The following is a 24,939-nucleotide window of genomic DNA, read 5'->3' as shown; positions in this document are numbered from 1 at the left end:
AGGAGAAGGCATGACAGCTGAGCTACTGGTTAATATCACACCGTCTGAAACGCGGGTCGCCTATATCGATGGCGGCATTCTGCAAGAGATCCATATCGAACGCGAATCCAAACGCGGCATCGTCGGCAATATCTATAAAGGGCGCGTCAGCCGCGTCTTGCCGGGGATGCAGGCGGCGTTCGTCGACATCGGCCTGGACAAGGCCGCCTTCCTGCACGCCTCCGACATCATGCCGCATACCGAATGCGTCGCCGGCGACGAGCGGAAAAACTTCCACGTGCGCGACATCGCCGAGCTGGTGCGCCAGGGGCAAGACCTGATGGTGCAGGTGGTGAAAGATCCGCTCGGCACCAAGGGCGCGCGCCTGACCACCGACATCACGCTGCCATCGCGCTATCTGGTCTTCATGCCGGGCGCGGCGCACGTCGGCGTTTCACAGCGTATCGACAGCGAAGCCGAGCGTGAGCGCCTGAAATCCATCGTTGCGCCGCACTGCGACGAGCTGGGCGGTTTTATCATCCGCACCGCGGCGGAAGGCATCGGCGAGGAAGAGCTGGCGCAGGATGCCGCGTTCCTTAAACGCCTGTGGACCAAGGTAATGGAGCGCAAGAAGCGCAACCAGACCAAATACAAGCTGTACGGCGAGCTGGCGTTGGCGCAGCGCATCTTGCGCGATTTCGCCGGCGCGGCGCTGGATCGCATCCGCGTCGATTCGCGGCTAACGCACGATCTGCTGGTGGAGTTTACCGGCGAGTACATCCCGGACATTACCAACAAGCTCGAACTCTATACCGGCAGCCAGCCGATTTTCGATCTGTACGATGTGGAAAACGAGATCCAGCGTGCGCTGGAACGCAAGGTGGAGCTGAAGTCCGGCGGCTATCTGATCATCGATCAGACCGAGGCGATGACCACGGTCGACATCAACACCGGCGCCTTCGTCGGCCACCGCAACCTCGACGAAACCATCTTCAATACCAACATCGAGGCGACGCAGGCCATCGCGCGCCAGCTGCGGCTGCGTAACCTGGGCGGCATCATCATCATCGACTTTATCGATATGAACAACGAAGAGCATCGCCGCCGGGTGCTGCACTCGCTGGAGCAGGCGTTGAGTAAAGATCGGGTAAAAACCACGATCAACGGCTTCTCTCAGCTAGGCTTAGTTGAAATGACGCGTAAACGAACGCGTGAAAGCATTGAACATGTGCTCTGTCACGATTGTCCTACTTGCAATGGGCGCGGCACCGTGAAAACGGTGGAAACCGTGTGCTACGAGATCCTGCGCGAGATTGTGCGCGTGCACCATGCTTACGATTCCGATCGCTTCCTGGTGTACGCTTCGGCGGCGGTCGGCGAAGCGCTGAAGAGCGAAGAGTCGCATGCGCTGGCCGAAGTGGAGATCTTCGTCGGCAAACAGGTGAAGGTGCAGATCGAACCGTTGTACAGCCAGGAGCAGTTCGACGTCGTCATGATGTAGCCCGTCCGACATCGTAAGGGCCCGGATGCCGGGCCCGTCAGTGCATAGATATTCCCGTTGCCAGGCAGCGGAGCAAGGAGAACTGCGTGAGGCGACTGCCTGGGATTCTGTTAGCAACAGGCGCCACCCTAATCGTGATTGTGGCGCTGCTGATCAGCGGGCTGCGCCTGATGCTGCCGAAGCTGAACGACTACCGTCCCCAACTGCTGGCGCAGGTGGAGAAGCTGTCCGGCGTGCCCGTGCAGATGGATTTCCTGCAGGGCAGTTGGGAAACGTTCGGCCCACAGCTTGAAGTGCGTAACCTGAGCGTTACGCTGCCCAAAAGCGATGTGCATATCGAACGCGTGACGCTGGCGCTGGACGTGTGGCAATCGCTGCTGCACTGGCGCTGGCAGTTCCGCGATCTGACCTTCTATCAATTCCGGCTCGATCTGAACGCCACGCTGGGCGGCGACCGGCAGGGCGAAGGCCTTGAACCGGGTAAAATCAGCGATCTGATGCTGCGCCAGCTCGATCACTTCGATTTGCGCGACAGCCGTATCTCGTTCCTGACGCCCGCCGGCGCGCGCGCCGAATTCGACATTCCTCAGCTGACCTGGCTCAACGGCCGCGATCGTCACCGCGCCGAGGGGCAGATCAGCCTGTCGACGCTGAACGGCCAACACGGCGTGGTGCAGCTGCGCATGGACCTGCGCGATAATCAGGGCCTGTTGGACACTGGCACGGTCTACCTGCAGGCCGATAACATCGACATGAAACCCTGGTTTACCCGCTGGCTGCGCGCCAACACCGGGCTGGAAAGCGCCGACTTCAGCCTGGCGGCCTGGCTGCAGGTGCAGAACGGCGAGATTGCCGGCGGCCACGCGTTGCTCAAGCAGGGGGCGGCCAACTGGGATACCGGCGCCGCGCAGCACCGGCTGGACGTGGACAATCTGGCGCTGTCGCTGCGCCGCCAGGGCACCGGTTGGCAGCTCGACGTGCCGCAGCTGCGGTTGAGCACCGACGGCCAGGCCTGGCCGCAGGGCACGCTTTCCGCCCTGTGGCTGCCGGAAAACACCGAGTTCATGGGGCCGGCGCAGAATGAAGAGCTGCGGGTGCGCGCGACCAACCTTCAGCTGGAGCGCCTGTCGGCGCTGCTGCCGACCTTCTCGTTCCTCAGCCCGGACGTGCTCGATCGCTGGAACGATCTGCAGCCGCAGGGGACGATGGAGGCCTTGGCGCTGGACATTCCGTTGAACCAGCCGGAAAAGAGCCGTTTCCAGGCGCTGTGGCGCGATGTCAGCTGGCAGCATTGGGAACTGCTGCCGGGCGTCAACCACTTCTCCGGGGCGTTGAGCGGCGGGGTGGAGAACGGCCGCCTGACGCTGGGGCTGGCAGGCAGCACCTTGCCTTACGGCGATATGTTCCGTGCGCCGCTTGAAGTCAGCAGCGCGCGTGGCGCGCTGACCTGGCGTTACAACGAGCGGGGTTGGGAGCTGGCGAGCCAGGGGCTGGACGTCAAGGCGAAGTCGCTGTGGGTCAACGGCGATTTTCGTTATCAGCAGCCGGCCAAGGGCGATCCGTGGCTGAACATTCTGGCGGGCATCCGCCTGTATGACGGCGCCGACGCCTGGCGCTATTTCCCTGAACCGCTGATGGGCAAGCATCTGGTGGACTACCTGAGCGGCGCCATTCAGGGCGGCCAGGTAGATAACGCCACGCTGATTTATTCCGGCGATCCGCAGCACTTCCCGTACCGTAAAAACGAAGGACAGTTTGAAGTCTTCGTGCCGCTGCGCCACGCCACCTTCCAGTTCCAACCGGGCTGGCCGGCGCTGACCGATTTGGCGATCGACCTCGACTTCGCCAACGAGGGGCTGTGGATGCATGCGCCGCAAACCCGGTTGGGCAAGGTGGCGGGCAAAAATATCAGCGCGGTGATCCCGGATTACCTGAAAGAGCGGCTGCTGATCGACGCCGAAGTCGCAGGCGCGGGCAGCGACGTGCACGACTACTTCATGCAGACGCCGTTGCGCGATTCGCTGGGGGCGGCGCTGGATCAGCTGCAGATTGGCGGTGATGTCAGTGGGCGCTTACATCTCGATATCCCCTTGGACGGCGAGCAGGTTAGAGCGACCGGTGAAGTGGCGCTGAACAACAACTCGTTGCTGATCAAGCCGCTGGACAGCGAACTGCAAAAGCTCAGCGGCAAGTTCCGCTTTGACAACGGTAACCTGCAGAGCGACCCGCTGTCGGCCACCTGGTTCGGGCAGCCGGTGGCGGTCAACTTCTCCACGCAGGAAGGCGCTCGCGACTACAAGATTGACGTCGGCCTGAAGGGCGATTGGCAGCCGGGCAAGTTCCCCGGCCTGCCGAAAGAGGCCGCCGATGCGCTCAGCGGCAGCGCGCCCTGGCAGAGCCAGGTGGCCATCACGCTGCCGCATCAGGGCTCGGCCAGCTACGATATCGGCATCGACGCGGATTTGAAGAAAGTGAGCAGTCACTTACCTTCGCCGCTGGACAAACCGCCGGGCGAGGCGTTGCCGGTGAACGTTAAGGTCAAAGGCGGTCTGAACGGCTTCATGTTGACCGGCAGCGCGGGCAAGCAAAACCGCTTCAACAGCGAATGGCGCTTCGACAAAAAACAGGTGAATCTGGCGCGCGCCGCCTGGCAAACCAACGGTGGCGGCACGCCGCCGCTGCCGGCCGGCAAGTCGATGACGCTGAACCTGCCGGCGCTGGACGGCGAGCAGTGGCTGGCGTTGCTGGCGCCGGCGCTGAAACAGGGGGGCGGTAGCGGTCAGGTGGGCGGTTTCAGCTTCCCCACCACCGTGGCGCTGACCACGCCGCAGCTGCTGTTGGGCGGCCAGGCCTGGCATAAGCTGACGCTGTCGGCCGAAAAACAGCTGGGTGCCACCGTGGTGAGCGCCAAGAGCGATGAAGTGGACGGCAGCCTGCGGGTGGCCGATCGCGGGCCGTGGCGCGCCGATATCAACTACCTGTATTACAACCCGCAGTTCGCCGAGACGAAAAACGCGGCGGGCACGCCGACGCCGCCGGCGGAGAAAGTTTCCTTCCGCGACTGGCCTTCGCTGATGCTGCGCTGCAAGTCGTGCTGGGTGCTGGGGCAGAACTTCGGCAGGGTCGAGGCGGATCTGAGCAATCGGGGGGATACCCTGACGCTGGATCACGGCCTGGTCGACACCGGCAAAGGGCGTATGAGCGCCACCGGCCTGTGGAAGCAAAATGCGCAGGATGAGCGCAGCTCGCTGAAAGGCAAGCTGCTCGGCGGCAAAATCGATGAAACCGCCGCCTTCTTCGGCATCACTATCCCGCTGAAAGGCGCGCCTTACGACGTGGACTTCGATCTGTACTGGCACGGCGCGCCGTGGCAGCCGCAGGTCAATACGCTGAGCGGCGCGCTGCAGGTCAAGATGGGCAAGGGCGAGATCGACAGCATGGGCGGCGGCCGCGCCGGTCAGTTGCTGCGATTGGTCAGCTTCGACGCCTTGCTGCGCAAGCTGCAGTTCGATTTCAGCGATACCTTCGGCAAAGGCTTCTACTTTGACTCCATCCGCAGCACCGCCTGGCTGAAAGATGGCATAATGCATACTGATAATCTATTGATCGACGGCTTGGCGGCGGATATCGCCATGAGTGGCCAGATCGATCTGGCGCGCCGCCGTATTGATATGGAGGCGGTGGTGGCGCCGGCGATTTCGGCGACCGTCGGCGTGGCCACGGCGTTTGTGGTGAACCCGATCGTCGGCGCGGCGGTATTTGCCGCCTCGCAGGTGCTGGGGCCGCTGTGGAGCAAGATTTCGCTGATTCGCTACCATATCGGCGGCGATCTCGACCAGCCGAAGATCAATGAGGTACTTCGTAAGGCAAAGGAGGATAAGGCGTCATGAGGAATGCTAACGTTGCGTTGTTGCAGTTGTGCAGTGGCGATCAGGTGCGCGATAACCTGGCCCAGATTGAACAGCAGATCAAACAGCTCAATGCCGGGGTAAAACTGGTCATGACGCCGGAGAACGCGTTGCTGTTCGCCAACTCCGCGGCTTACCGCCAACAGGCGGAAAAACAGGGCGACGGTCCGCTGCAAAACGCGGTGCGCGAGCTGGCGCGCCGCTATGGCGTGTGGTTGCTGGTGGGCTCGATGCCCTTGATCAGCCGCGAAAACCCGGAGCTTATCACCACCAGCAGCCTGTTGTTCGACGAGCAGGGCGAAATCCGCGCCCGCTACGACAAGCTGCACATGTTCGATGTGGACATCAACGATGCGCACGGCCACTACCGCGAGTCGGATACCTACCAGCACGGGCAGCACCTGACGGTAGTGGATACGCCGGTCGGGCGTTTGGGTATGACCATATGCTACGATCTGCGCTTTCCCGCGCTGTTCCAGGCGCTGCGGGCGCAGGGGGCCGAACTGATTTCAGTGCCGGCGGCCTTTACCCGGGTCACCGGCGAGGCGCATTGGGAAATTCTGCTGCGCGCCCGGGCGATCGAGAACCAGTGCATGATCCTGGCGCCGGCGCAGGTGGGGCGCCACGGGCCGACCCGCCGCACCTGGGGCCACACGCTGGCTGTCGACGGCTGGGGCAAGGTGCTGGCTGAGAACGCGGACGCTGTGGCGGCGCTGAAGGTGCGCGTGGACACCGCAAGCCTGAAAAATATTCGTGCGCAGATGCCGGTGCTGCAGCACAACCGATTCCAGACGTCGCTGACGGCGCCGTCTGACAAGTTATCCTCCAATCAAGAGTGAAACCATTATGAGCCTGACGTTTGTCAGTGAGCAGTTACTCGCTACCAACAAGCTGAGTCATCAAGACCTGTACAAGGTACTGGGTCAACTGGCAGAACGCCGTATCGATTACGCCGATCTCTATTTCCAGTCCAGCTATCACGAAGCCTGGGTGATCGAGGACGGCATCATCAAGGATGGCTCTTACAATATCGACCAGGGCGTCGGCGTGCGCGCCGTCAGCGGCGAGAAGACCGGCTTCGCCTATGCCGATCAGATCACCCTGAATGCGCTGCAGCAGAGCGCCCAGGCGGCGCGCAGCATCGTGCGTGAGCAGGGCGCCGGGCGGGCGCACACCCTGGGCGAGATCGGCTATCGGGCGCTGTACCCGCTGCTCGATCCGCTGCAAAGCCTGCCGCGCGAAGAGAAAATTGCCCTGCTGCACCGCGTCGACAAGGTGGCGCGCGCCGCCGATGCTCGGGTGCAGGAAGTGAACGCCAGCATCACTGGCGTTTACGAGCAGGTGTTGGTGGCTGCCACCGACGGCACGCTGGCGGCGGATGTTCGCCCGCTGGTACGCCTCTCCGTCAGCGTGCTGGTGGAGCAGGATGGCAAGCGTGAGCGCGGCTCCAGCGGCGGCGGCGGCCGTTTCGGCTATGGCTACTTCCTGGAAACCGTCGACGGCGACGTGCGCGCCGACGCTTACGCCAAAGAAGCGGTGCGCATGGCGCTGGTCAACCTTGGCGCGGTGGCGGCGCCGGCCGGCAATATGCCGGTGGTGCTGGGGGCCGGCTGGCCGGGTGTGCTGCTGCACGAGGCGGTGGGCCACGGCCTGGAAGGCGACTTCAATCGGCGTGGCACCTCGGTGTTCAGCGGCCATATGGGCGAGCTGGTGGCTTCCGAGCTGTGCACCGTGGTGGATGACGGCACCCTGCAAGGGCGGCGCGGTTCGCTGGCGATCGACGACGAAGGCGTACCGGGCCAGTACAACGTGCTGATCGAAAACGGCGTGCTGAAAGGCTACATGCAGGACAAGCTCAACGCGCGGTTGATGGGCGTCGCGCCGACCGGCAACGGCCGCCGCGAGTCCTACGCGCATCTGCCGATGCCGCGCATGACCAACACCTATATGCTGGCGGGCCAATCGACGCCGGAAGAGATCATCGCCAGTGTCGAATACGGCCTGTACGCGCCGAACTTTGGCGGCGGCCAGGTGGACATCACCTCCGGCAAGTTCGTGTTCTCCACCACCGAAGCCTACCTGATCGAGAAGGGCCGCATCACCAAACCGGTGAAAGGGGCGACGCTGATCGGCTCCGGCATCGAGGCGATGCAGCAGATCTCGATGGTCGGCAACGATCTGGCGCTCGATAAAGGCGTGGGCGTGTGTGGCAAGGAAGGCCAGAGCGTGCCGGTAGGCGTCGGCCAACCGACGCTGAAACTGGATACGCTGACCGTCGGCGGCACAGCGTAATCTTTCCTCAAGGGGCCATGCGCTGGCCCCTTGTTCAGTCCCCACTTTGAGTTTTTTCTCGCCCACGCAAAGAGTGCTGTGCGGCGATGATGCCGAGAAAGATGACGATGGCGTGCTTTGGTGTGTCTACCCGGCGTTGGTTGCTGTTGCTGGGCGTTCTTTCCCTGACGGGCTGCGCCCGTTCCGATGCGCTGTGGGGCGTGGTCGATAAGCTCTGCATGGCCAACTATCAGCAAAAGCGCGATCCGGCCCCGTGTGAGCAGATTTATATGCCGCAGGGGAAAGCGCAGGGCTTTAGCGTGCTGCAAAACCCGCGTTATCCCTATCACTTCATTCTGGTGCCGACGGCGCCGCTTTCCGGCATTGAAAGCCCGCTGCTGCTGGCCGGGGAGCGGACGGACTATTTTGGCTATGCATGGCTGATGCGTTACCGGCTGGCCGCCGAGTATGGCGGGCCGGTGCCGGACGACAGGCTGGGCATGGCGATCAACTCCGCTTATGGCCGCAGCCAGAACCAATTGCATATTCACCTGACCTGTCTGCGCGAAGATGTACGGCGCCAATTACAGGCAGAACGTCCCTATATTCAGGAACAATGGCGACCTTTGCCGGATAAGCTGTTGCGCCACACCTACTATGCCCGCCGCGTGATGCAACCGACCGCGATGGGCATCTACCCGATTAAGGATCTTGCGGATTATTTTCATCTGTCGCCGCAGCAGCTGGCGGAATATGGCGTGGCCGTCGTCCCGACCACGTTTGCCGGCCAACGGGGGTTTATCTTGCTGGCCTCGAAGCGCGGCTGGGACGTTGGCAACCGCGCCTCGGTAGAATCGCTGCTGGATAAAACGTGCGCGATTTTGCCGCGTGAATCTCAAGACGGCAGGTGAGAGCAACACGCTCTCACCTCACTTTTCCTACCTGAACCGCGCATCCCGCGCAAACAGGAAAGCGGCCTCCCGCTGGCGAGCGTCGGCTTCCGCCTGAGCACCCTGGTAGCGCAAGATCATGATCAGCGTGGCGTAGACGTTGGCGTCGATACGGCGCTGCAGATAGGCGTTGGCCCACTGCCGATAGCCGGTCAACAGGGCATCATCACGCGTTTGGTTATAGACCAGCAGCGCGTGAGATTGCTCGTCGAAGGTTTTGCGCTCCCGGTAGATCCAGGCGGCGGCCGGCGGCATCTGCTCGATGCTGTCGATGGTGGCCAGCATGGTGCGCTCCGATTGGGTGAGCGCCATGCGCCCTTGCCAGGCAAAGACCGCCATCACCAGTACGCCGATGGCCGCCATCGCCACCGGTAGGCTCAGGGCTTTGGCGAACGGCAGCGGGCGCGGCTCGCCGGTTTGGCCATCCAGCAGCGCCAGCAGCAGCAGAAACGCCAGCCAATGCGGCGCAGACAGATAGAAAGGGTATTCCAGCTGGGTGTGTACCAGCATTGGCAGCAGCACCAGAAACAGCCCGACGCGCGCACCGGCCGGCTGCTCGCGATCCCGTTGCCAGGCGCGTTTCAACAGCAGCGCGCCGGCGACGAGGACGATAACGATACCCGCCAGCGCCGGCAGGCCGCCCTCAACCCACCAGAGCAGGATTTCATTGTGCGGGTGCCCAGCGACTTCCAACACTTCTCGCCAGGGCATTGTCTGCAGACGGAAGTGCGCGAAGCTGTATTCAAAGCCGCCGTAGCCCCAGCCTAGCAGCGGTTTGGCCAGGATCATACTTAGGGTATCTTGCAGCATTGTCAGACGTGAATAATTGGAGCCTTCGCGTGCGATAAGACCTGAGCGGCCATCCAGGCCAAAGCCGGTGAACAGTACCATCAGGCCAAGGGCGATGCCCAGCAACAGCGCACCGCCGGCCCAGCGGCTCACGGCCGGGTGCTGGCGGGCAAAACGCCACAGCAGCAACGCCGCTGCCAGGGCACCGCCCAGCCAGGCGGCGCGCGACTGGATCAGCACCAGCAGGGCGGAGAAAGCGGCCAGCAACACGAGCAGCGGGAGCTGCCGCCGCGTCGGCGCAGAGAGAGGGGCAAGCAGCAGCCAGAGCGCCAAAGCCAGCCCGGTGGCGATGAAGCTGCCCAGCACGTTCGGTTGCTGAAAGACGCCGTAGACCCGGCTGCCGTTAGGAGATACCCAGGCCAGAGCAGGGGCGAACAGCTGTAGCGCCGCTAGCAACGCCTGAACGCTGACGGCGAACAGCAGGCCGTACAGCAACAGGTTGCGCTGCCGGGCTGTCAGGCGCAGCTGCAGACAGGCGACATAGAACAGCCAACCGCCGAGCAAACCGGCGCAGCGCCACAGGGCATCTTCGCGCCACTCGGGGCGGGTATACAGCAGCGGCAGCGCCGGCACGGCGATGCCGAGCAGCAACAGGCGTGCCGTGGGGGTAAGCGAAAGACGGGTACGGCCAAGGCAAACGGTGAAGGTCACGATCAGCGTGGTCAGTGCCATGACGCTCCAGGCCAGAATATTTTGCGGCAGCGCCAGGCCGCCGCCGCCCATGTTGGGGTGATAGACCGGCAGGATCACCGCCATCCAGATCAGCAGCAGGGGCAACACGGCGATAGCCGGTGCGTTAACGGGGGCTTTATCGGTCATGGTTAACCCGCCATGTCTCGATATCGTTCATTGAATGCATGTTTTGAGGATTTCCTATCCTTATCCTGATGGTTAAATTCGCTGAAGCGTCAATGCCTAAAATGCTTTATAGGAATTGAAAAGACTTCATGTCGAAGTGATAAATAATTTCCCCCTGTGAGCGCGGGGACTGCTTGTATAAAAAGGGGAAGCCGTATTCAGTTGCTTGAAAAAAGGTTTTTTCTTTATTTTAAAACAGGGTTGTCATTTTCTCAAATTTATCTCGCTCCAGTCAATTTTTAATCTATTGTTTTATTTTTATATTTAAATCAATTGTTTGTGATTGTTTTGTGCGTAATAAAACGCCGTGTGAGCGGCAACGAGTGTCTGGGCAAACAGCTGACGGAGCCAATGAGATAAGCATTTTCTTGTTAAATCGTTGTTGCTAATGGCGGTGCGGTGGGCGTTATTTTATTTATCGCTGTTCATTATCTTATTTCACATTTTCTTTATCACGCCATTTTTTATTTTTGTTAAGACTATTCTTGTTCTTATGGTTTTTTTTGAATTTTATTAAAGTAAATTTTTTTAAGATTGTTCTGTGCTCTTGTAAATAACGGAGAGATGGTCTGCCTATCCCTGTTGCCATCATGCCAGACGGACCAACGCGCCTGTAAAAGCGCGTTAATCCATGTTTCACAGATCTCACTCCACTTCGCCAATCCGTTCCAGCGCATCCACCACCAGATCCCAGAATTTATCCTGATCCAGCTTGACCGCCACCTGGGTGTGGCAGTCCGGCGGCGGCGGCGCGCGGAAGTCCGCGACCGTCATGCCCAGCGTCAGGGTGCCGGTGAGTTCGATATCCACCGGCGCTTTGCGCACCGTCATCACGCTCGGATCGATCACGTAAGCCACCGCGCAAGGATCGTGTACCGGCGGGGCGCTGAAGCCCTGCGCCTGCCGATACATGTGGCCAAAGAAGGCCAGCAGTTCGCCGACGAAGGCGGCCGGCCGGGTACCGAGGGCGGCGATGCGCTCGCAGACTGCCGGCGTGGCCAAAGCCTGGTGGGTGAGATCCAGCCCGACCATGGTCAGCGGCCATTTTTCGTTAAACACGATGTGCGCCGCCTCAGGATCGATTTTGATATTGAACTCCGCCACCGCGCTCCAGTTGCCCACGTGGTAGCCGCCGCCCATCAGCACCACTTCCTTGACCCGCTCGGCAATGCGCGGCTCTTTGCGCACTGCCATGGCGATATTGGTCAGGCCGCCGGTCGGCACCAGCGTCACGCTGCCGGGCGGGTGAGCCATCACGGTATCAATGATCAGATCCACCGCATGGCGCGAGTCCAGCTGCAGGTGGGGTTCCGGCAGCACCGGGCCATCGAGGCCGGAATCGCCGTGAATGTCGGGTGCCACTTCGATATTGCGCACCAGCGGGCGCGGGCAGCCGGCGGCGAAGGGCACGCCGGTGATATTGGCGATGCGCGCCACCGCCAGTGCGTTGCGCGTCACTTTGTCCAGCGTCTGATTGCCCACCACGGTGGTGACTGCCAGCAGGTCGATCTGCGGATTGCCCCAGGCCAGCAGCAGGGCGATGGCGTCGTCATGCCCCGGGTCACAGTCCAGTATGATTTTTTTCATGGTTATTCCTGATGCAGGGAGAGGTTCCCGCAGCATAACGCAGCGCGGCGGCGTGGGATAATACCGATGGTGCTTTTGTTAACGGCATCAAAGCCTTGCCACTTTTTCGATGTAATGAAACGTAAATCCTCATCGCCGGGCTTTACCCTGGAGTTTACTCCAGGGTTTACAGTGAGCTTCAGCGTCAATGTACAGAGGAGAGGCGGGATGAGCTTACTGAAAAGGTTATTGGGGCAAGGCGGTATTAACGGCGGTCATCAGCGCGCGGGTCACCGCGGCGGGCATCATGGCAACCGCTATAACCAGCATGGCGAGCCGGGGCCGCAGTGTCCGGAATGCCAGGCGGTGAATAAACCGGGCGCACGTTATTGCCATCGCTGCGGTCAGCCATTTGCCGCAGTGAGCGCCACCTGCGGCCAGTGCGCCGCGCCGTTGCCGCCGGGCAGCCGCTTTTGCCCGCAGTGCGGCGGCGGTGTGCCGTGAACCGGGGCGGTTGGACAGCCGCGCTGCTGCTGGGCGCCATGGCGCTATGGACGCTGTTGGCCTGGGGCGTGGCCGGCGTGCTGACCTGGCTCCCGGCGTTGGCGGAAGCGGCCGGCGGCGCATCGCTGCCGGTGAGCGGTGCGCTGAGTCTGGTGCCGCAGACGGTGCTGGATGCCTGGCTGCCGTGGCTGAAACAGCTGGGCAGCGGGCTGGCGAGCTATTTTCCTCTGCTGCTGAACTGGGCCGGCTACGCCGTCTGGCTGCTATGGGGCCTCGGCATGCTGGCGCTGATGCTGCTGGGCGCGCTGGCGCACCGCTATTTGAGCGCCGCTCAGCGATAGCCCTGATAGACCGCCGCCACGCGTTCGAAATAGTCGGTTAGGTAGTTGATACACACCTGCACCTTCAGCGGCAGTTTGTCCTTCTCGGTATAGAGCGCGTAGATCGGTCGCGGATCCGAATGGTAGCTTTTGAACAGGATCTCGATCTCGCCGCGCTTGATCTCTTCGATCACCCACATCAGCGGGGCGTAGGCGATGCCGGCGCCGTTTTTCAGCCAACGGATCATGGTGGAGGAGTCGTTGGTGACGAAGCGCCCCTGCGGTGAAATGCGCGTGGTGATGCCCTCCGGCGACATCAGTTCAAATTCGCTGTCGGGGCGCACGCTGTACTCCAGCCAGGAAAAGTTGACCATGTCGCTCGGCTTCTGCGGTGTGCCGTGCTGGCTGAGGTAGCTTTTGGCCGCGCACACCACCATCGGCATCTGCCCCAGGCGGCGGGAGAACAGGCTGGAGTCCTGCAGCGCGCCGGTGCGGATCACCAGATCCAATCCATCGGTGATCAGATCCGGTGCCGGAATGCCGGTCACCAGGTTGACCGTCAGGCCCGGGTACTCTTTCATCATCTCGGCGGTCATGTTCGCCAGCACGTTTTGCGCCATGGTGGATGAGCTGCCGATGCGCAGCGTGCCGGCAGGCGTATTGTTAAACGCGTACAGCTGCTCATGCACTTCGCTGACTTCCTGCAGCATGCGTCGGCAGCCCTGATAGTAGATTTTGCCGGCCTCGGTCAGGCCGATGCTGCGCGTGCTGCGGTTCAACAGCTTGACCTGCAGCTCATTTTCCAGTTTCGAGACGGTTTGACTGATCGATGAAACGCTCATGTCGAGTTGGCGCGCGGCCGCGGTAAACGACCCGAACTCAACCACTTTGGCGAATACCGACATCCGTTTTAATCTTTCCATTATTCACTCTGGCTTAAAAGTGATTTAGATCACAGATTGTTGATGCCTTGATAGTAAGCAGGCTAATATAACGTGGTCGGGTGAATAGACCTTACCAACGTGCGAGAGCGAGCGGCGACGCAATCCTGCCGCTCCTCCGGCACCCTCGCAATCCCTGTCGTGGATGTCTGCCCCAAAGTTTAACCTTTTTTCGGGTTCGTGACCTGGACAAGCTGTCCGGTCAAGATTTGTGGCGCGCGCACGCTAAAATGTAAAGAGAATGTGAATGGCGAGATGTGTCTTTCCCCGGCGTAGTGAACAATAAGGAAAAAGTGATGAGTTTGCTTCCGGTTATGGTCATCTTCGGACTGTCGTTTCCGCCGGTGTTTTTCGAGCTGCTGGTGTCGCTGGCGCTGTTTTTTCTCTTGCGCCGCCTGCTGCAGCCGACGGGGATTTACGATTTTGTCTGGCATCCGGCGCTGTTTAACACCGCGCTGTATTGCTGCTTGTTTTATCTGATTTCATGTCTTTTTGTTTGAGGTCGCTGTGAAAAATTTTTCGATAAAAATAACCCGAATCGCGATCACTTTGATTCTTGTGCTGCTGGGTATCGTTGCGGTGTTCAAGGCCTGGGTGTTCTACACCGAGTCGCCGTGGACACGTGACGCCAAGTTCACCGCCGACGTGGTGGCGATCGCGCCGGACGTCAGCGGCCTGCTGACCGAAGTGCCGGTGGTGGACAACCAGCTGGTGAAGAAAGGCCAGGTGCTGTTCGTGGTCGATCGGCCGCGCTATGAGCAGGCGCTGGCGGAGGCCGGTGCCGACGTCGCCTACTATCAAACGCTGGCGGCGGAAAAACGGCGCGAAGCCGGCCGCCGCGTGAAGTTGGGCGTGCAGGCGATGTCGCAGGAAGAAATCGACCAGTCGAACAACTCGCTGCAGACCGTGCAACACCAGCTGGCGAAGGCCGTGGCGGCGCGCGAGCTGGCGCAGCTGGATCTGGAGCGTACCACGGTGCGCGCCCCGGCCGATGGCTGGATCACCAACCTCAACGTCCACGCCGGCGAATACATCACCCGCGGCTCGGTGGCGGTGGCACTGGTGAAGAAAGACTCCTTCTACATCCTGGCGTACCTGGAAGAAACCAAGCTGACCGGCCTGAATAAGGGGGACCGCGCGGAGATCACCCCGCTCGGCAGCAATCGCATCATGCACGGCACCGTCGACAGCGTGGCGGCGGCGGTAAACAACAGCAGCAGCACGGTCAACAGCAAAGGGCTGGCCTCGATCGACAGCAACCTGGAGTGGGTGCGCCTGGCGCAGCGCGTGCCGGTGAAGATCCTGCTGGACGCCAAGGACCAACAGCATCCGTACCCGGCCGGCACCACCGCCACCGTGGTGATCGTCGGCAAGAACGATCGCAATGCCGACAGCGGCTCGCCCTTTGTGCGCCTGATGCACCGGCTGCGTGAGTTCGGCTAATGAACAGCCCAACCTTTATCCGGCTGAGGTTTGCCTTCAAACTCAGCTTCGCGATTGTGTTTGCGCTGTTCGTCGGTTTCCATCTCAACCTGGAAACCCCGCGCTGGTCGGCGATGACCGCCGCCATCGTCGCCGCCGGCCCGGCCTTTGCCGCCGGCGGTGAACCCTTCTCCGGCGCCATCCGCCACCGCGGCTGGCTGCGCATCATCGGCACCTTTATCGGCTGCTTCGTCGGCCTGATCATTATCATCACCACCGCCCGTGCGCCGGTGGTGATGCTGCTGCTGTGCTGCATCTGGGCCGGCTTCTGCACCTGGCTCTCTTCGCTGATCAAGGTCGAGAACTCCTACGCCTGGGGCCTGGCCGGCTATACCGCGCTGATCATCATCGTGACGGTCGCCACCAGCAAGGCCCATCTGCTGGAAGCGCCGCAGTTCGCCATCGAGCGTTGCAGCGAGATCGTGCTGGGCATCGTCAGCGCCGTATTGGCGGATCTGCTGTTCTCGCCGCGTTCGATCAAGCAGGACATCGATCGGGCGGTGGATCAGCTGTTGGTGGATCAATATCGCCTGATGCAGATGTGCATCAGCAACGCCGACAAAGAAGACATTGACCGTGCCTGGAGCAATCTGGTCAAGAGCACCACGGCGCTGGATGGCATGCGCAACAACCTGATGATGGAGTCCTCGCGCTGGCAGAAGGTCAACCGTCGGGTGAAGGCGCTGCATACCCTGTCGCTGACGCTGATCACCCAGGCTTGCGAAACCTATCTGATCCTGCTGAATCACCCGAACGCGCTGCAAGCGAGCCTGCGGGAGCAACTGATGGTGCCGGCGGAAACCCCGCAGGAGATCCACAAGCGCATGAAGCTGTTGCGCCAGGTGCTGACCACGCATCGCTCCGATGAAACGCTGCCGACCCTCACCGGCTGGGTCGGCGCGGCGACGCGCTACCTGCTGCTGTCGAAGGGCGTACACACCAACGGCAGCATCAGCGCGGTGGAAGAGGGTGTGTTGAGCAATGAAACCGTGGTCAAGCCGACCTCGGCGGAAGGGCATCACGCGATGATCAACGGCCTGCGCACCTTTGTGGCCACGGCGTTCGGCAGCCTGCTGTGGCTGTGGACCGGTTGGACGTCCGGCAGCGGTTTTATGGTGATCATCGCGGTAATCACCTCGCTGGCGATGCGCACCCCGGCGCCGCGCATGGTGGCGATGGATTTCGTGCTGGGCATGCTGGCGGCGATCCCGGTCGGTTCCCTGTTCTTCATGGTGATCCTGCCGGCGACGCAGCAGAGCATCTTGCTGCTGTGTCTCAGCCTCGGCCTGCTGGCGTTTTTCATCGGCATCGAGGTGCAGAAGCGGCGGCTCGGTTCGCTGGGGCTGCTGGCGGGGACGATCAACATTCTGGTGCTGAGCAACCCGATGGAGTTCAACGTCACCCAGTTTCTCGATGGGGCGCTCGGCCAGTTCCTCGGTAGCTGCGTGGGGCTGATGGTGCTGCTGCTGATCCGCGACAATTCGCGCGAGCGCACCGGCCGCACGTTGCTCAACCAGTTCGTCAGCAGCGCGGTGTCGGCGCTGACCACCAAGGCGGCGCGCCGTCGGCAGAACCACCTGCCAGCGCTGTATCAACAGCTCAACCAGCTGCTGATGATGTTCCCGAACGATATCGCCAAGTATCGTCTGGCGCTGAACCTGATCATCGCCCACCAGCGTATGCAGCGGGCGGAAATTCCGGTCAGCGAAGAGCTGTCGGCCTTCCACCGCCAGATCCGCAGCACCGCCGATCGGGTGGTCTCGGCCAAGAACGACGTCAAGCGCGCCTATTACTACGATCGCTTGCTGGGTGAAATGAACGAGTACCAGCAAAAATTGGTGGACAACCAGGCGCCGCTCAGCGTCACCGGGCCGGTGAAACGCCTGGCCGACATGCTGCATCGCTATCGCCACGCCTTGATCGATTGATGCGTTCCCGCCTTTTGCGCCGCGTTGTGCGGCGCCTTCCCTGACTATACTGAAAGCAGCGCCTGGTACGGCGGCCGTCTCATAAGAGGCGGCCCGTTTTCAGAGAGACTCCGAGTGCCAGAACGGCTGGAAAGTGGCATCATTGTCATGAATGGATGAAACCTTAGCCGCCGCGAAAACGTTACTTGCCGGTCATCTTAGTTTCATCCAGGTCGACTATATACCTAACTAGCCTGGGGGAGCTGCGGCGCCTTCGGCGGCATAATTTCAGGGAATGTCATGAACAAGCGGATTCTGGTGGCGATTGTCATCGCCGTGGTTATCGCCGTCTTCAGCGCGCTGCGCGGCAACGAGCACCGTGCGATCGGCGGCAATCCGGCGGTGGTCCAGGCCCCGGCGGGGCAGCAGCAGAGCATCGATCGGCTCACGCAGCAGCAAACGGTGGTGAGTTACCTGCAGCAGCATCAGCGGCTGCCGGATTATTACGTCACCAAGAAGCAGGCGCGCGAGCAGGGCTGGGATCCGCGTTCAGGCAACCTCTGTGCGGTATTGCCGGGCAAGGCGATTGGCGGCGATCGATTCTCTAACCGTGAAGGGCAATTGCCGACCGCCGGCGGCCGGGTCTGGCGCGAAGCGGACATCAATTACCAGTGTGGCCGGCGCGGCGCCGATCGCCTGCTGTATTCGAGCGACGGTCTGATCTTCGTCACGCGCGACCATTACAAAAACTTCATTCGTGTGGAGTGAGTTTGATGGCAAAAGTAGAGTTTGATTTTGAACAGATCCAGGATGTGCCGGCCTTCTACCGCGATTTCGCGCGCAAGTTTGCGCTGGACGAGGGGTTCGGCGCCAACCTCGACGCGCTGTGGGACGTGGTGACCGGCGATATCGGCCTGCCGGTGGAAATCGAGTTCACTCACCTGAATGCCCGCAGCAAGCGTCGTTTCGGCGCGATCATTCTGCTGTTTGAAGAGGCGGAAGAAGAGCTGGAAGGCAGCCTGCGCTTCAATATCCGCGAAAGCAGCGGCGAGCCGGCCCATCACCGGGGATGAAACGGCTTCATCCCGGGATGGCGGCGGCGCTTAGTCGGCCGCTTCGGCCAGCTCGCGCAGGTATTGGAAGATCTGGCGGTAAGCCTTAGGCGGCTTGTTGGCAGCCTTCTCTTTCTGCGCGTTGCGCACCAGTGAACGCAGCTGTTGGCGATCGGCGGCCGGATACAGATCCAGGATCGACGGAATGACGTCATCGCCTTCTTCCACCAGGCGGTCGCGCAGCGCTTCCAGTTTATGGAACAGCGAAACCTGCTGGTTGTGGCGGTTTTTCAGCTTGTCGAGCGCGGTCTGGATCGGCTCGATATCGCGGGCGCGCAGCATCTTGCCGATCAGCTGCAGCTGACGGCGACGGCCCTCTTTCTTGATCTTTTGCGCCAGCTCGATGGCGGCACGCAGATCTTCGTCCAACGGAATGCGGTCCAGCGCGTTTTTGCCCAGATCGACCATTTCGGCCCCCAGGTCTTTCAGCGCTTCGGCATCACGTTTAATCTCACTTTTACTGACCCAGATAATCTCGTCATCGTCCTCGTTTTCATTCTCCGGGACATCGTCGAGCCAGTCTTCAGGCTGTTTGTTCATGGTAGGCTCCGTTAAAAAGAGGCTAATCCTAACAGGTTGCCGGCTTTATGCGAAATTCAACGCGGTTCCTGTTAGACTCAACGGCAGAGATCTCAGGATTTTTGCGCGCCGCCCCGCGTGCACAACTACGCCGCTCCGGCACTTTTCTCAACGATTTTCTGATTAATTATGGCAGATTGATGAAAGTAGTCACTCAAGTTGCAGAACAGCGCAAGGCGCTGGAACAGGCCGTTTCTCAGGCGCTGGAGCTGGCCCGCGCCGGTTCCGACGCGGCGGAAGTCGCGGTCACCAAATCGACCGGCATCAGCGTCAGTACCCGCTTCGGCGAGGTGGAAAACGTCGAGTTCAACAGCGATGGCGCGCTGGGCATTACCGTGTATCACCGTCAGCGCAAAGGCAGCGCCTCTTCTACCGATCTCAGCCCGGACGCCATCGCCCGCACCGTGCAGGCGGCGTTGGATATCGCGCGCTACACCTCTGAAGATCCCTGCGCCGGCCCGGCGGAGAAAGATCTGCTGGCGTTCGAGGCGCCGGATCTCGATCTGTTCCACCCGATCGAACTGGACGCCGAGCGCGGCATTGAGCTGGCGGCGCGCGCCGAGCAGGCTTCGCTGGCGGCGGACAAGCGCATCACCAACACCGAAGGCGGCAGCTTCAACAGCCACTACGGCATCAAGGTGTTCGGCAACAGCCACGGCATGCTGCAAAGCTACTGTTCCAGCCGCCATTCGCTGTCCAGCTGCGTCATTGCTGAGCAGGACGGCGATATGGAACGAGATTACGCTTACACCATCGGCCGTGCGATGAGCGATCTGCACAGCCCCGAGTGGGTGGGGCAAGAGTGCGCCCGTCGCACGCTGGCGCGCCTCGCGCCGCGCAAACTGTCGACCATGAAGGCGCCGGTGCTGTTCGCCTCCGAGGTGGCCACCGGGCTGTTCGGCCATCTGGTGGGCGCCATCAGCGGCAGCAGCGTTTACCGCAAGTCGACCTTCCTGCTGGACTCGCTCGGCAAACAGATCCTGCCGGCGTGGCTGACCGTCGAGGAGCATCCGCACCTGCTGAAAGGGCTGGCGTCGACGCCGTTCGACAGCGAGGGCGTGCGCACCCAGCGGCGCGATATCGTCAAGGACGGCGTGCTGCAAACCTGGCTGATGACCAGCTACTCGGCGCGCAAACTGGGCCTGCACAGCACCGGCCATGCCGGCGGCATCCATAACTGGCGCATTGCCGGGCAGGGTGCGGACTTCGCCGGCATGTTGAAACAGCTTGGCACCGGCCTGGTGGTCACCGAGCTGATGGGCCAGGGCGTCAGCGGCGTTACCGGCGATTACTCGCGCGGCGCCGCCGGTTTCTGGGTCGAAAACGGCGAGATCCAATACCCGGTCAGCGAGATCACCATCGCCGGCAACCTGAAAGACATGCTGCGCAACATCGTCAGCGTCGGCAGCGATATCGAAACCCGCAGCAATATTCAGTGCGGTTCGGTGCTGCTGCCGGAAATGAAGATCGCCGGTCAGTGATCCTCTGCGCGGCCGGTGCCTGCCGGCTGCGCGTTATCCCGCCTCAACCTTGCTTACAAATCTCCGGTTTCGGTTTTGCCCGGCCTTGCCTATGGTATCGGTGGGTTAATTAAAACAATAACTGGAAGGTGAGCAAACATGCAGAATACCCTGAAAGCGCTGGCGGCGTTGACGCTGCTGGCGGCCAGTTCGCTGGCGGCCGCCGCCGATCTGGGCGACGATATGGACACCTTGGCGGAAAACTACAAAACGGTGCTGAATACCGATTCCGCCGCTACCCTCACACAGAGCCTGCAAAACATGCGCGCCGCCGCGCAGGACGCCAAACAGGGCACTCCGCCGAAGCTGGAGGACAAAGCCGCCGACAGTCCGGAAATGAAAGATTTCCGCCACGGGCTGGATACCCTGATCGGCCAGATCGATCAGGCGCTGGCGCTGGCCAACCAGGGCAAAGTCGCCGAAGCGAAGCAGCTGGCGCAGGGGTTCAAACAGACCCGCGACGCCAACCACAAGAAATTCCGCTAACCCGTCAACCGTCGCGCCCGTCTTCCGTCAGATAGGAGGAGGGCGCTTGCCCCAGCACGCGGCGAAACATGGTTGAAAACGCCGCGCTGCTGTCATATCCCATTTCCATCGCCACCTGCGTTACGCTGCGCCCTTCGGCCAGCAGCGCCAGCGCCAGCACCACGCAGGCGCGTTGGCGCCATTGCGAAAACGGCAGGCCGGTCTGCGCGCGAAAGAAGCGGCTGAAGGTGCGGATGCTCATGTACAGACGAGGCGCCCACCGCTGCGCGGAGTCGTGGGCGTCGGGGTGCTGCAAAAAGGCGTGGCACAGCTCGCCCAGCCGATGATCGGCGGGCAGCGGGATGTGCAACGGCAAGGGTTGCAGCCGGGCCAACTCATGCAGCAGCAGCGTTGCCAGCGCTCCGTCGCGCCCGTCTCGCTCATACTCCAGCGGCATATCCACCGCCGCCATCAACAGCTGGCGCATCAGCGGGGTGACGCTGACCACCTGGCAGACCTGCGGCCGTTCGGCGGGCAATGCGCCGGGTTCGAGGTACAGGCTGCGGGTGGTGACGCCGACCATCCTCACCGCGTGCGGCATCTGCGGCGGCAGCCACACCGCATGCTGCGGCGGGACGACCCAATTGCCTTGCTGGGTGAATACGTGCATGACGCCAGTGGCGCCGTACAGCAACTGCGCGCGCCGGTGGCTGTGCATCGGCAGCAGATGCCCCGGCGGGTAGTCGGTGCCGATGGCGATCACCGCGCGCGTTACGTGGTCGATGTCATCAATGCGGACATTGCGCATGTGTCCTCTTTGGCGGGCAGATTGGCCGAAACGCAATGATAGTTGGCCCTTCATATAAAGCAAGCCAACGGCCGTCGCCCTACTATCGGGGCAGAAAAATAACGCTTGTTCGGGGCGCCGCTATTTTATCGGCCAGGCAACCCATGCAAGTTTTCACACCGGGGTGGGACGAACGTTCTCGTTCTCGCAATACAAGAAGTTAATAAGGAATAAAGCGTCATTTTATTCCAACACCTGAAGCAATAGTTCTTAGTGCAGCTCAATGACTATAAGGTGATATTTCATGTATAAGTTCGGTGTGATTGGCGGCGGAGCCGCCGGGATCTCTTTTGCGTATAACTTTATAAAAAATAAGTCGGTTAATCATTGCAAAAGACCGCTTTCCCTGAAGGTTTTCGACAAGCAGGGCTTCAAAGGCGGTATGGCATACAGCAGTGATTTTGACAGCCATATATTAAATATGACGCCGGAAAACATGTCGGCGGATATTTTCGACGATGCGCACTTTGTTGATTGGATTGCCATGCATTTCCCGCAGTTTTGCCAGGATCGTTATCCGCCGCGCTGGCTGTATCGGGAATATCTCGATTTTATTCGCGACATGACGATTTATATGGCGGCGGACAGTAATGTGACGCTGAATTTCGTGACCGCCGAAGTGAATGCCATCGCGCCGCACGAAGCCGGCTATCGGCTGACCACCGCCTGCGGCGGCGCCGAGCAGATGAACGCGCTGGTGCTGTGCTCAGGGCACAACCCGCCGGAATGTCTCTATCCGGTGGAGGGGGTGATCGCTTATCAGGCCCACCAGGATCTGCCGCCGATCAACCCTTATTCGACCATCGGCGTGATCGGCTGCAGCCTGACGGCGATTGACGCCATCGTAGAGCTGATGGAGCGCCTGGGGGCGACCGACATCTGCGCTTTATCGCGCTCGGGCCTGTTCCCCAGCGTGCAGCCGGCGCTGATGCGTCCGCCGCCGGAGGCGTTTGTGGAGGGGGTGCGGCGCTTTGTCGCCGGCAGCGATTTCATTGACGCGCATCAGCTGGTGCATGCGATCAATGCCGCGCTGGCGCGCCACTATCCGGGGCCGGAGCGGTTGACGGTGCTCTCGGCGCTGGGGGAAAGGCGCGATTGTTACCGCGATCTGGCGGACAGCCTCGATCGCGCGCGTTTTGCCCGGGAGCATATTTGCAGCTATCTGGCGGCGATCCACCCGGCGGTGTGCGCCGCCTGGGTCAAGATGGATGCCAACAACCGGCAGGTCTTCATGCGTTTTTACAACTCCTCCTGGATGCGCAATCGGCACGCCATGCCGATCAAGAACGCCAACAAGATCGTGGCGGCGCTGGAGAGCCAACGCCTGCGCGCCTGCGGCGGCCTGGCGGATATCAGCAAGGGAGCGGACGGGTTTACCCTCCGTTGCCATGAGACGCGGGTGCACGCGCAGTATCTGTTCAACTGCACCACGCCTTCCTATCAACTGCCGCCCAACCGCCTGAGCCATCAGCTGCTGCAAGACGGGCTGGTGCAAGAGAACCTGTTCGGCGGCGTGAAGTGCAACCCGCACACGCTGAAAATCGCCGACCGGCGCGGCCGCGAGCAGCATCTCTACTCGCTCGGCGCGCCCGCCAAGGGCGATCTGTTTTACACCTCGGCGATGGAGTCCATCACGCGGGATATCAGCAAGATCGTGTTTAACAACCCTATTTTCAACGCAAAGAAGGCTGAAGTATGAAAAACGTAGCGCTCTTTGTCGGCAACGACATTTTCTCCTGGCTGGTGTGTCAGGATCTGATCGCCGCCCTGAAAGGCGAGTGTGCCTTTACGGTGTATTTCCCCCTGGCGAAAAGCGCCAGGCGCACGCAGGAGCCGGCGGTTCGCCACCTGGGGCTGTATGAGCGCGAAGTGCTGAACGATTTCGTGTTCCCGTTCGTGGGCCGCAACGCCGCCGCCTGTGAGGGCGCCTATCAGCCGCCGGCGCTGTTCCTGGCCGCCGCCGGGGTCAAAGCGCATCGCGTTCTCGACATCAACGACACCGCGTTTATCAGCAGTCTGGGGCATATGGATGGGGTGATCTCCCTGCGCTGTTATCAGAAATTCTCCGCCGACTATGTGCGCGCCTTCAGCCGACGCGGCAAGCTGCTCTGGAACCTGCATCCGGGGGATTTGCCGCGCTATCGCGGGGTGATGACGCTGTTCCGCGCGATGATGAACGGTGACAGGGACTGTGCGGTAACGCTGCATGAAATGGATGAACACTGGGACGCCGGCCCGGTGATCGCCCGCCTGCCCGCCGAGCTGCGTCACGATCTGTCGTTCCTGGAAAACATGATGCTGTTGGGCGTGCAGAGCGGCACTTTCCTGGCGCGCCAGCTGATGCGGGCGGAGCATAGCGAAGCGATAGCGGCGGAAAAGCAGGGCGATTCGCGCTACTGGGGCTTCCCGGACGCGCAGACGCTGGCGCAGGCAGAGCAGGCGGGCATTGAGCTGGTGGACCATGACGCCGTGCGCGAGCAATATCTGGGGCTGTTCGTCGGCGATCGTTTCCACCCGCTGGCGGGGCAGTTCTGCGCCGGGTTCGACGACTTCGTGCGGGCGCACGGCCATGATTGAAACCTTGATTGTACTGGGTGCCGGTTTTCTGACCGGCATCACCACCATTCTGTTCGGCTTCGGCGGCGGCTTTGTGGTGGTGCCTTTCGTCTATCACCTGATCTCCGCCTCGGGCGAGCAGCCCGGCCAGGCGATGCATATCGCGGTGGCGACCTCGACGGCGGTGATGATCCTCAACGCGAGTTACGCCACGCTGACCAACTGGCGCAGCGGCAACCTGCTGCGTGAAACCATCGTGCCGCTGATCTTTTTCATCGGCATCGGCGCGGCGCTGGGCGCGTTCGCCTCTTCACTGCTGGCGGACGGCGTGATCCGCGGGCTGTTTGTGGTCTATATGGCAGTGACCATCGCCGACTGCCTGTTCCGCCGGGGTTTTTTGATCAAACCGGCGCGCGCCGAACTGTCCCCCGTTACGCTGTGGGGCGGTGGGCCGCTGATCGGCGGCATCGCCACCCTGCTGGGGGTGGGCGGCAGCGTGATGACCGTGCCGCTGCTGCGTCGCCATGGTTACGACATGAAGTATTGCGTCAGTGCCGCCAACCCGCTGTCGATCCCGGTGGCGGTGATCGGGGCGCTGATGTATATCGTGTTGGGGTGGCACGAGATGAGCGGGCCGCAGTATCTGGGCTACGTCAATCTGAACATTCTGGGGTTGCTGGTGGTCGCGGGAATTGCGGGGATCGTGTTTGCCAGGCGCTGTTTGCCTAAGGTGAGCGATGCGCTGCATGCCAAAATCTACGTGCTGCTGCTGATCGCCGTGCTGATCGCTATCTGCCTCTGAAACAGAAAGGGCGGCCGGATGC

Annotated in this window: 22 protein-coding genes; 17 read left to right on the top strand and 5 right to left on the bottom strand. The window is 61.4% G+C overall.

All coding sequences use genetic code 11. The features are described 5' to 3' along the window. Positions 1 to 10: 10 nt before the first annotated feature. The 5 genes from rng to EKL15_RS12090 all read left to right on the top strand — a co-directional run bounded on the left by rng (position 11) and on the right by EKL15_RS12090 (position 8,570). A complete protein-coding gene (gene rng / locus EKL15_RS12110) occupies positions 11 to 1,480 on the top strand; it encodes a ribonuclease G (protein WP_025304418.1) in 1,470 nt (489 codons plus the stop codon). An 86-nt stretch (positions 1,481 to 1,566) separates the two neighbouring features. Then, positions 1,567 to 5,370 (top strand): AsmA2 domain-containing protein YhdP, encoded by a 3,804-nt coding sequence (gene yhdP / locus EKL15_RS12105; protein ID WP_100395865.1) that lies wholly within the window; start codon positions 1,567 to 1,569, stop codon positions 5,368 to 5,370. Next, positions 5,367 to 6,227, top strand: a complete 861-nt coding sequence (nit1, locus tag EKL15_RS12100; RefSeq protein ID WP_004936930.1) for a deaminated glutathione amidase — start codon at positions 5,367 to 5,369, stop codon at positions 6,225 to 6,227. Before yhdP ends, nit1 begins: the two co-directional genes overlap by 4 nt. A gap of 7 nt (positions 6,228 to 6,234) precedes the next feature. Further along, positions 6,235 to 7,680 carry a metalloprotease TldD gene (gene tldD / locus EKL15_RS12095; RefSeq protein ID WP_203089514.1) on the top strand — a complete coding sequence of 482 codons (1,446 nt, stop codon included), beginning with the start codon at positions 6,235 to 6,237 and terminating at the stop codon, positions 7,678 to 7,680. A gap of 107 nt (positions 7,681 to 7,787) precedes the next feature. After that, positions 7,788 to 8,570 (top strand): CDP-diacylglycerol diphosphatase, encoded by a 783-nt coding sequence (locus tag EKL15_RS12090; protein ID WP_087763629.1) that lies wholly within the window; start codon positions 7,788 to 7,790, stop codon positions 8,568 to 8,570. A gap of 27 nt (positions 8,571 to 8,597) precedes the next feature. On the opposite strand, the gene EKL15_RS12085 is transcribed toward EKL15_RS12090, so the two are convergent. Both EKL15_RS12085 and EKL15_RS12080 read right to left on the bottom strand, forming a co-directional pair. After that, complete coding sequence (locus EKL15_RS12085; protein ID WP_100395866.1) at positions 8,598 to 10,277, bottom strand: PglL family O-oligosaccharyltransferase; 1,680 nt, start codon at positions 10,275 to 10,277, stop codon at positions 8,598 to 8,600. A 684-nt stretch (positions 10,278 to 10,961) separates the two neighbouring features. After that, the gene (locus tag EKL15_RS12080) at positions 10,962 to 11,903 is read right to left on the bottom strand and encodes a nucleoside hydrolase (protein ID WP_060424624.1); all 942 of its coding nucleotides are present in this window, start codon (positions 11,901 to 11,903) and stop codon (positions 10,962 to 10,964) included. A 207-nt stretch (positions 11,904 to 12,110) separates the two neighbouring features. On the opposite strand from EKL15_RS12080, the gene EKL15_RS12075 reads away from it, so the two are divergent. Beyond that, entirely contained in the window at positions 12,111 to 12,386 is a 276-nt protein-coding gene (locus tag EKL15_RS12075) for a zinc ribbon domain-containing protein (RefSeq protein ID WP_048234874.1), read from the top strand. After that, on the top strand, positions 12,383 to 12,727 hold the full coding sequence (locus EKL15_RS12070; RefSeq protein WP_060424629.1) for a hypothetical protein: 345 nt from the start codon (positions 12,383 to 12,385) through the stop codon (positions 12,725 to 12,727). Before EKL15_RS12075 ends, EKL15_RS12070 begins: the two co-directional genes overlap by 4 nt. On the opposite strand, the gene aaeR is transcribed toward EKL15_RS12070, so the two are convergent. Next, positions 12,718 to 13,629, bottom strand: a complete 912-nt coding sequence (gene aaeR / locus EKL15_RS12065) for an HTH-type transcriptional activator AaeR (protein ID WP_004936950.1) — start codon at positions 13,627 to 13,629, stop codon at positions 12,718 to 12,720. The two genes, EKL15_RS12070 and aaeR, sit on opposite strands and share 10 nt — an antisense overlap. A gap of 314 nt (positions 13,630 to 13,943) precedes the next feature. Between aaeR and aaeX the strand changes: the two genes are divergently transcribed. From aaeX to EKL15_RS12040, 5 genes are all read left to right on the top strand, one after another. Continuing rightward, positions 13,944 to 14,147: a p-hydroxybenzoic acid efflux pump operon protein AaeX gene (gene aaeX / locus EKL15_RS12060; protein WP_004936952.1), complete on the top strand. Its 204-nt coding sequence runs from the start codon at positions 13,944 to 13,946 to the stop codon at positions 14,145 to 14,147. Between the two features lie 7 nt (positions 14,148 to 14,154). Continuing rightward, positions 14,155 to 15,090, top strand: a complete 936-nt coding sequence (gene aaeA, locus EKL15_RS12055; RefSeq protein ID WP_084827489.1) for a p-hydroxybenzoic acid efflux pump subunit AaeA — start codon at positions 14,155 to 14,157, stop codon at positions 15,088 to 15,090. Then, entirely contained in the window at positions 15,090 to 17,057 is a 1,968-nt protein-coding gene (aaeB, locus tag EKL15_RS12050) for a p-hydroxybenzoic acid efflux pump subunit AaeB (protein ID WP_203089505.1), read from the top strand. The genes aaeA and aaeB overlap by 1 nt, the downstream gene beginning before the upstream one ends. Before the next feature lie 279 nt (positions 17,058 to 17,336). After that, positions 17,337 to 17,804, top strand: a complete 468-nt coding sequence (locus tag EKL15_RS12045) for a ribonuclease (RefSeq protein ID WP_141960343.1) — start codon at positions 17,337 to 17,339, stop codon at positions 17,802 to 17,804. A gap of 5 nt (positions 17,805 to 17,809) precedes the next feature. Beyond that, positions 17,810 to 18,109 (top strand): barstar family protein, encoded by a 300-nt coding sequence (locus EKL15_RS12040; protein ID WP_047730838.1) that lies wholly within the window; start codon positions 17,810 to 17,812, stop codon positions 18,107 to 18,109. A gap of 30 nt (positions 18,110 to 18,139) precedes the next feature. Here the strand turns inward: EKL15_RS12040 and yjgA are convergent, their stop codons facing one another. Further along, complete coding sequence (yjgA, locus tag EKL15_RS12035; RefSeq protein ID WP_004936968.1) at positions 18,140 to 18,688, bottom strand: ribosome biogenesis factor YjgA; 549 nt, start codon at positions 18,686 to 18,688, stop codon at positions 18,140 to 18,142. Between the two features lie 179 nt (positions 18,689 to 18,867). On the opposite strand from yjgA, the gene pmbA reads away from it, so the two are divergent. Both pmbA and cybC read left to right on the top strand, forming a co-directional pair. Beyond that, positions 18,868 to 20,208, top strand: a complete 1,341-nt coding sequence (pmbA, locus tag EKL15_RS12030) for a metalloprotease PmbA (RefSeq protein WP_089186497.1) — start codon at positions 18,868 to 18,870, stop codon at positions 20,206 to 20,208. 138 nt (positions 20,209 to 20,346) lie between these two features. Next, a complete protein-coding gene (cybC, locus tag EKL15_RS12025) occupies positions 20,347 to 20,733 on the top strand; it encodes a cytochrome b562 (protein WP_038879687.1) in 387 nt (128 codons plus the stop codon). Positions 20,734 to 20,737: 4 nt separating this feature from the next. Here the strand turns inward: cybC and EKL15_RS12020 are convergent, their stop codons facing one another. After that, complete coding sequence (locus tag EKL15_RS12020) at positions 20,738 to 21,520, bottom strand: helix-turn-helix domain-containing protein (protein WP_060440970.1); 783 nt, start codon at positions 21,518 to 21,520, stop codon at positions 20,738 to 20,740. Between the two features lie 283 nt (positions 21,521 to 21,803). Here EKL15_RS12020 and EKL15_RS12015 point away from each other — a divergent pair, with 283 nt between their 5' ends. From EKL15_RS12015 to EKL15_RS12005, 3 genes are read left to right on the top strand one after another with little or no spacing between them, the layout of a single operon-like run. Beyond that, positions 21,804 to 23,258, top strand: coding sequence for an FAD/NAD(P)-binding protein (locus tag EKL15_RS12015; RefSeq protein WP_197784134.1), 1,455 nt, complete (start codon positions 21,804 to 21,806; stop codon positions 23,256 to 23,258). After that, positions 23,255 to 24,136, top strand: a complete 882-nt coding sequence (locus EKL15_RS12010; protein WP_070915414.1) for a formyltransferase family protein — start codon at positions 23,255 to 23,257, stop codon at positions 24,134 to 24,136. Before EKL15_RS12015 ends, EKL15_RS12010 begins: the two co-directional genes overlap by 4 nt. After that, positions 24,129 to 24,917, top strand: a complete 789-nt coding sequence (locus tag EKL15_RS12005) for a sulfite exporter TauE/SafE family protein (protein WP_060424644.1) — start codon at positions 24,129 to 24,131, stop codon at positions 24,915 to 24,917. The genes EKL15_RS12010 and EKL15_RS12005 overlap by 8 nt, the downstream gene beginning before the upstream one ends. Positions 24,918 to 24,939 lie beyond the last annotated feature (22 nt).

The organism is Serratia sp. 4542 (assembly GCF_016805595.1).
In the GTDB taxonomy this organism is placed as follows: Bacteria; Pseudomonadota; Gammaproteobacteria; order Enterobacterales; family Enterobacteriaceae; genus Serratia; species Serratia nevei.
Note: the sequence above shows the minus strand (reverse complement) of the source record. Positions and strands in the feature narration are given on the sequence as shown.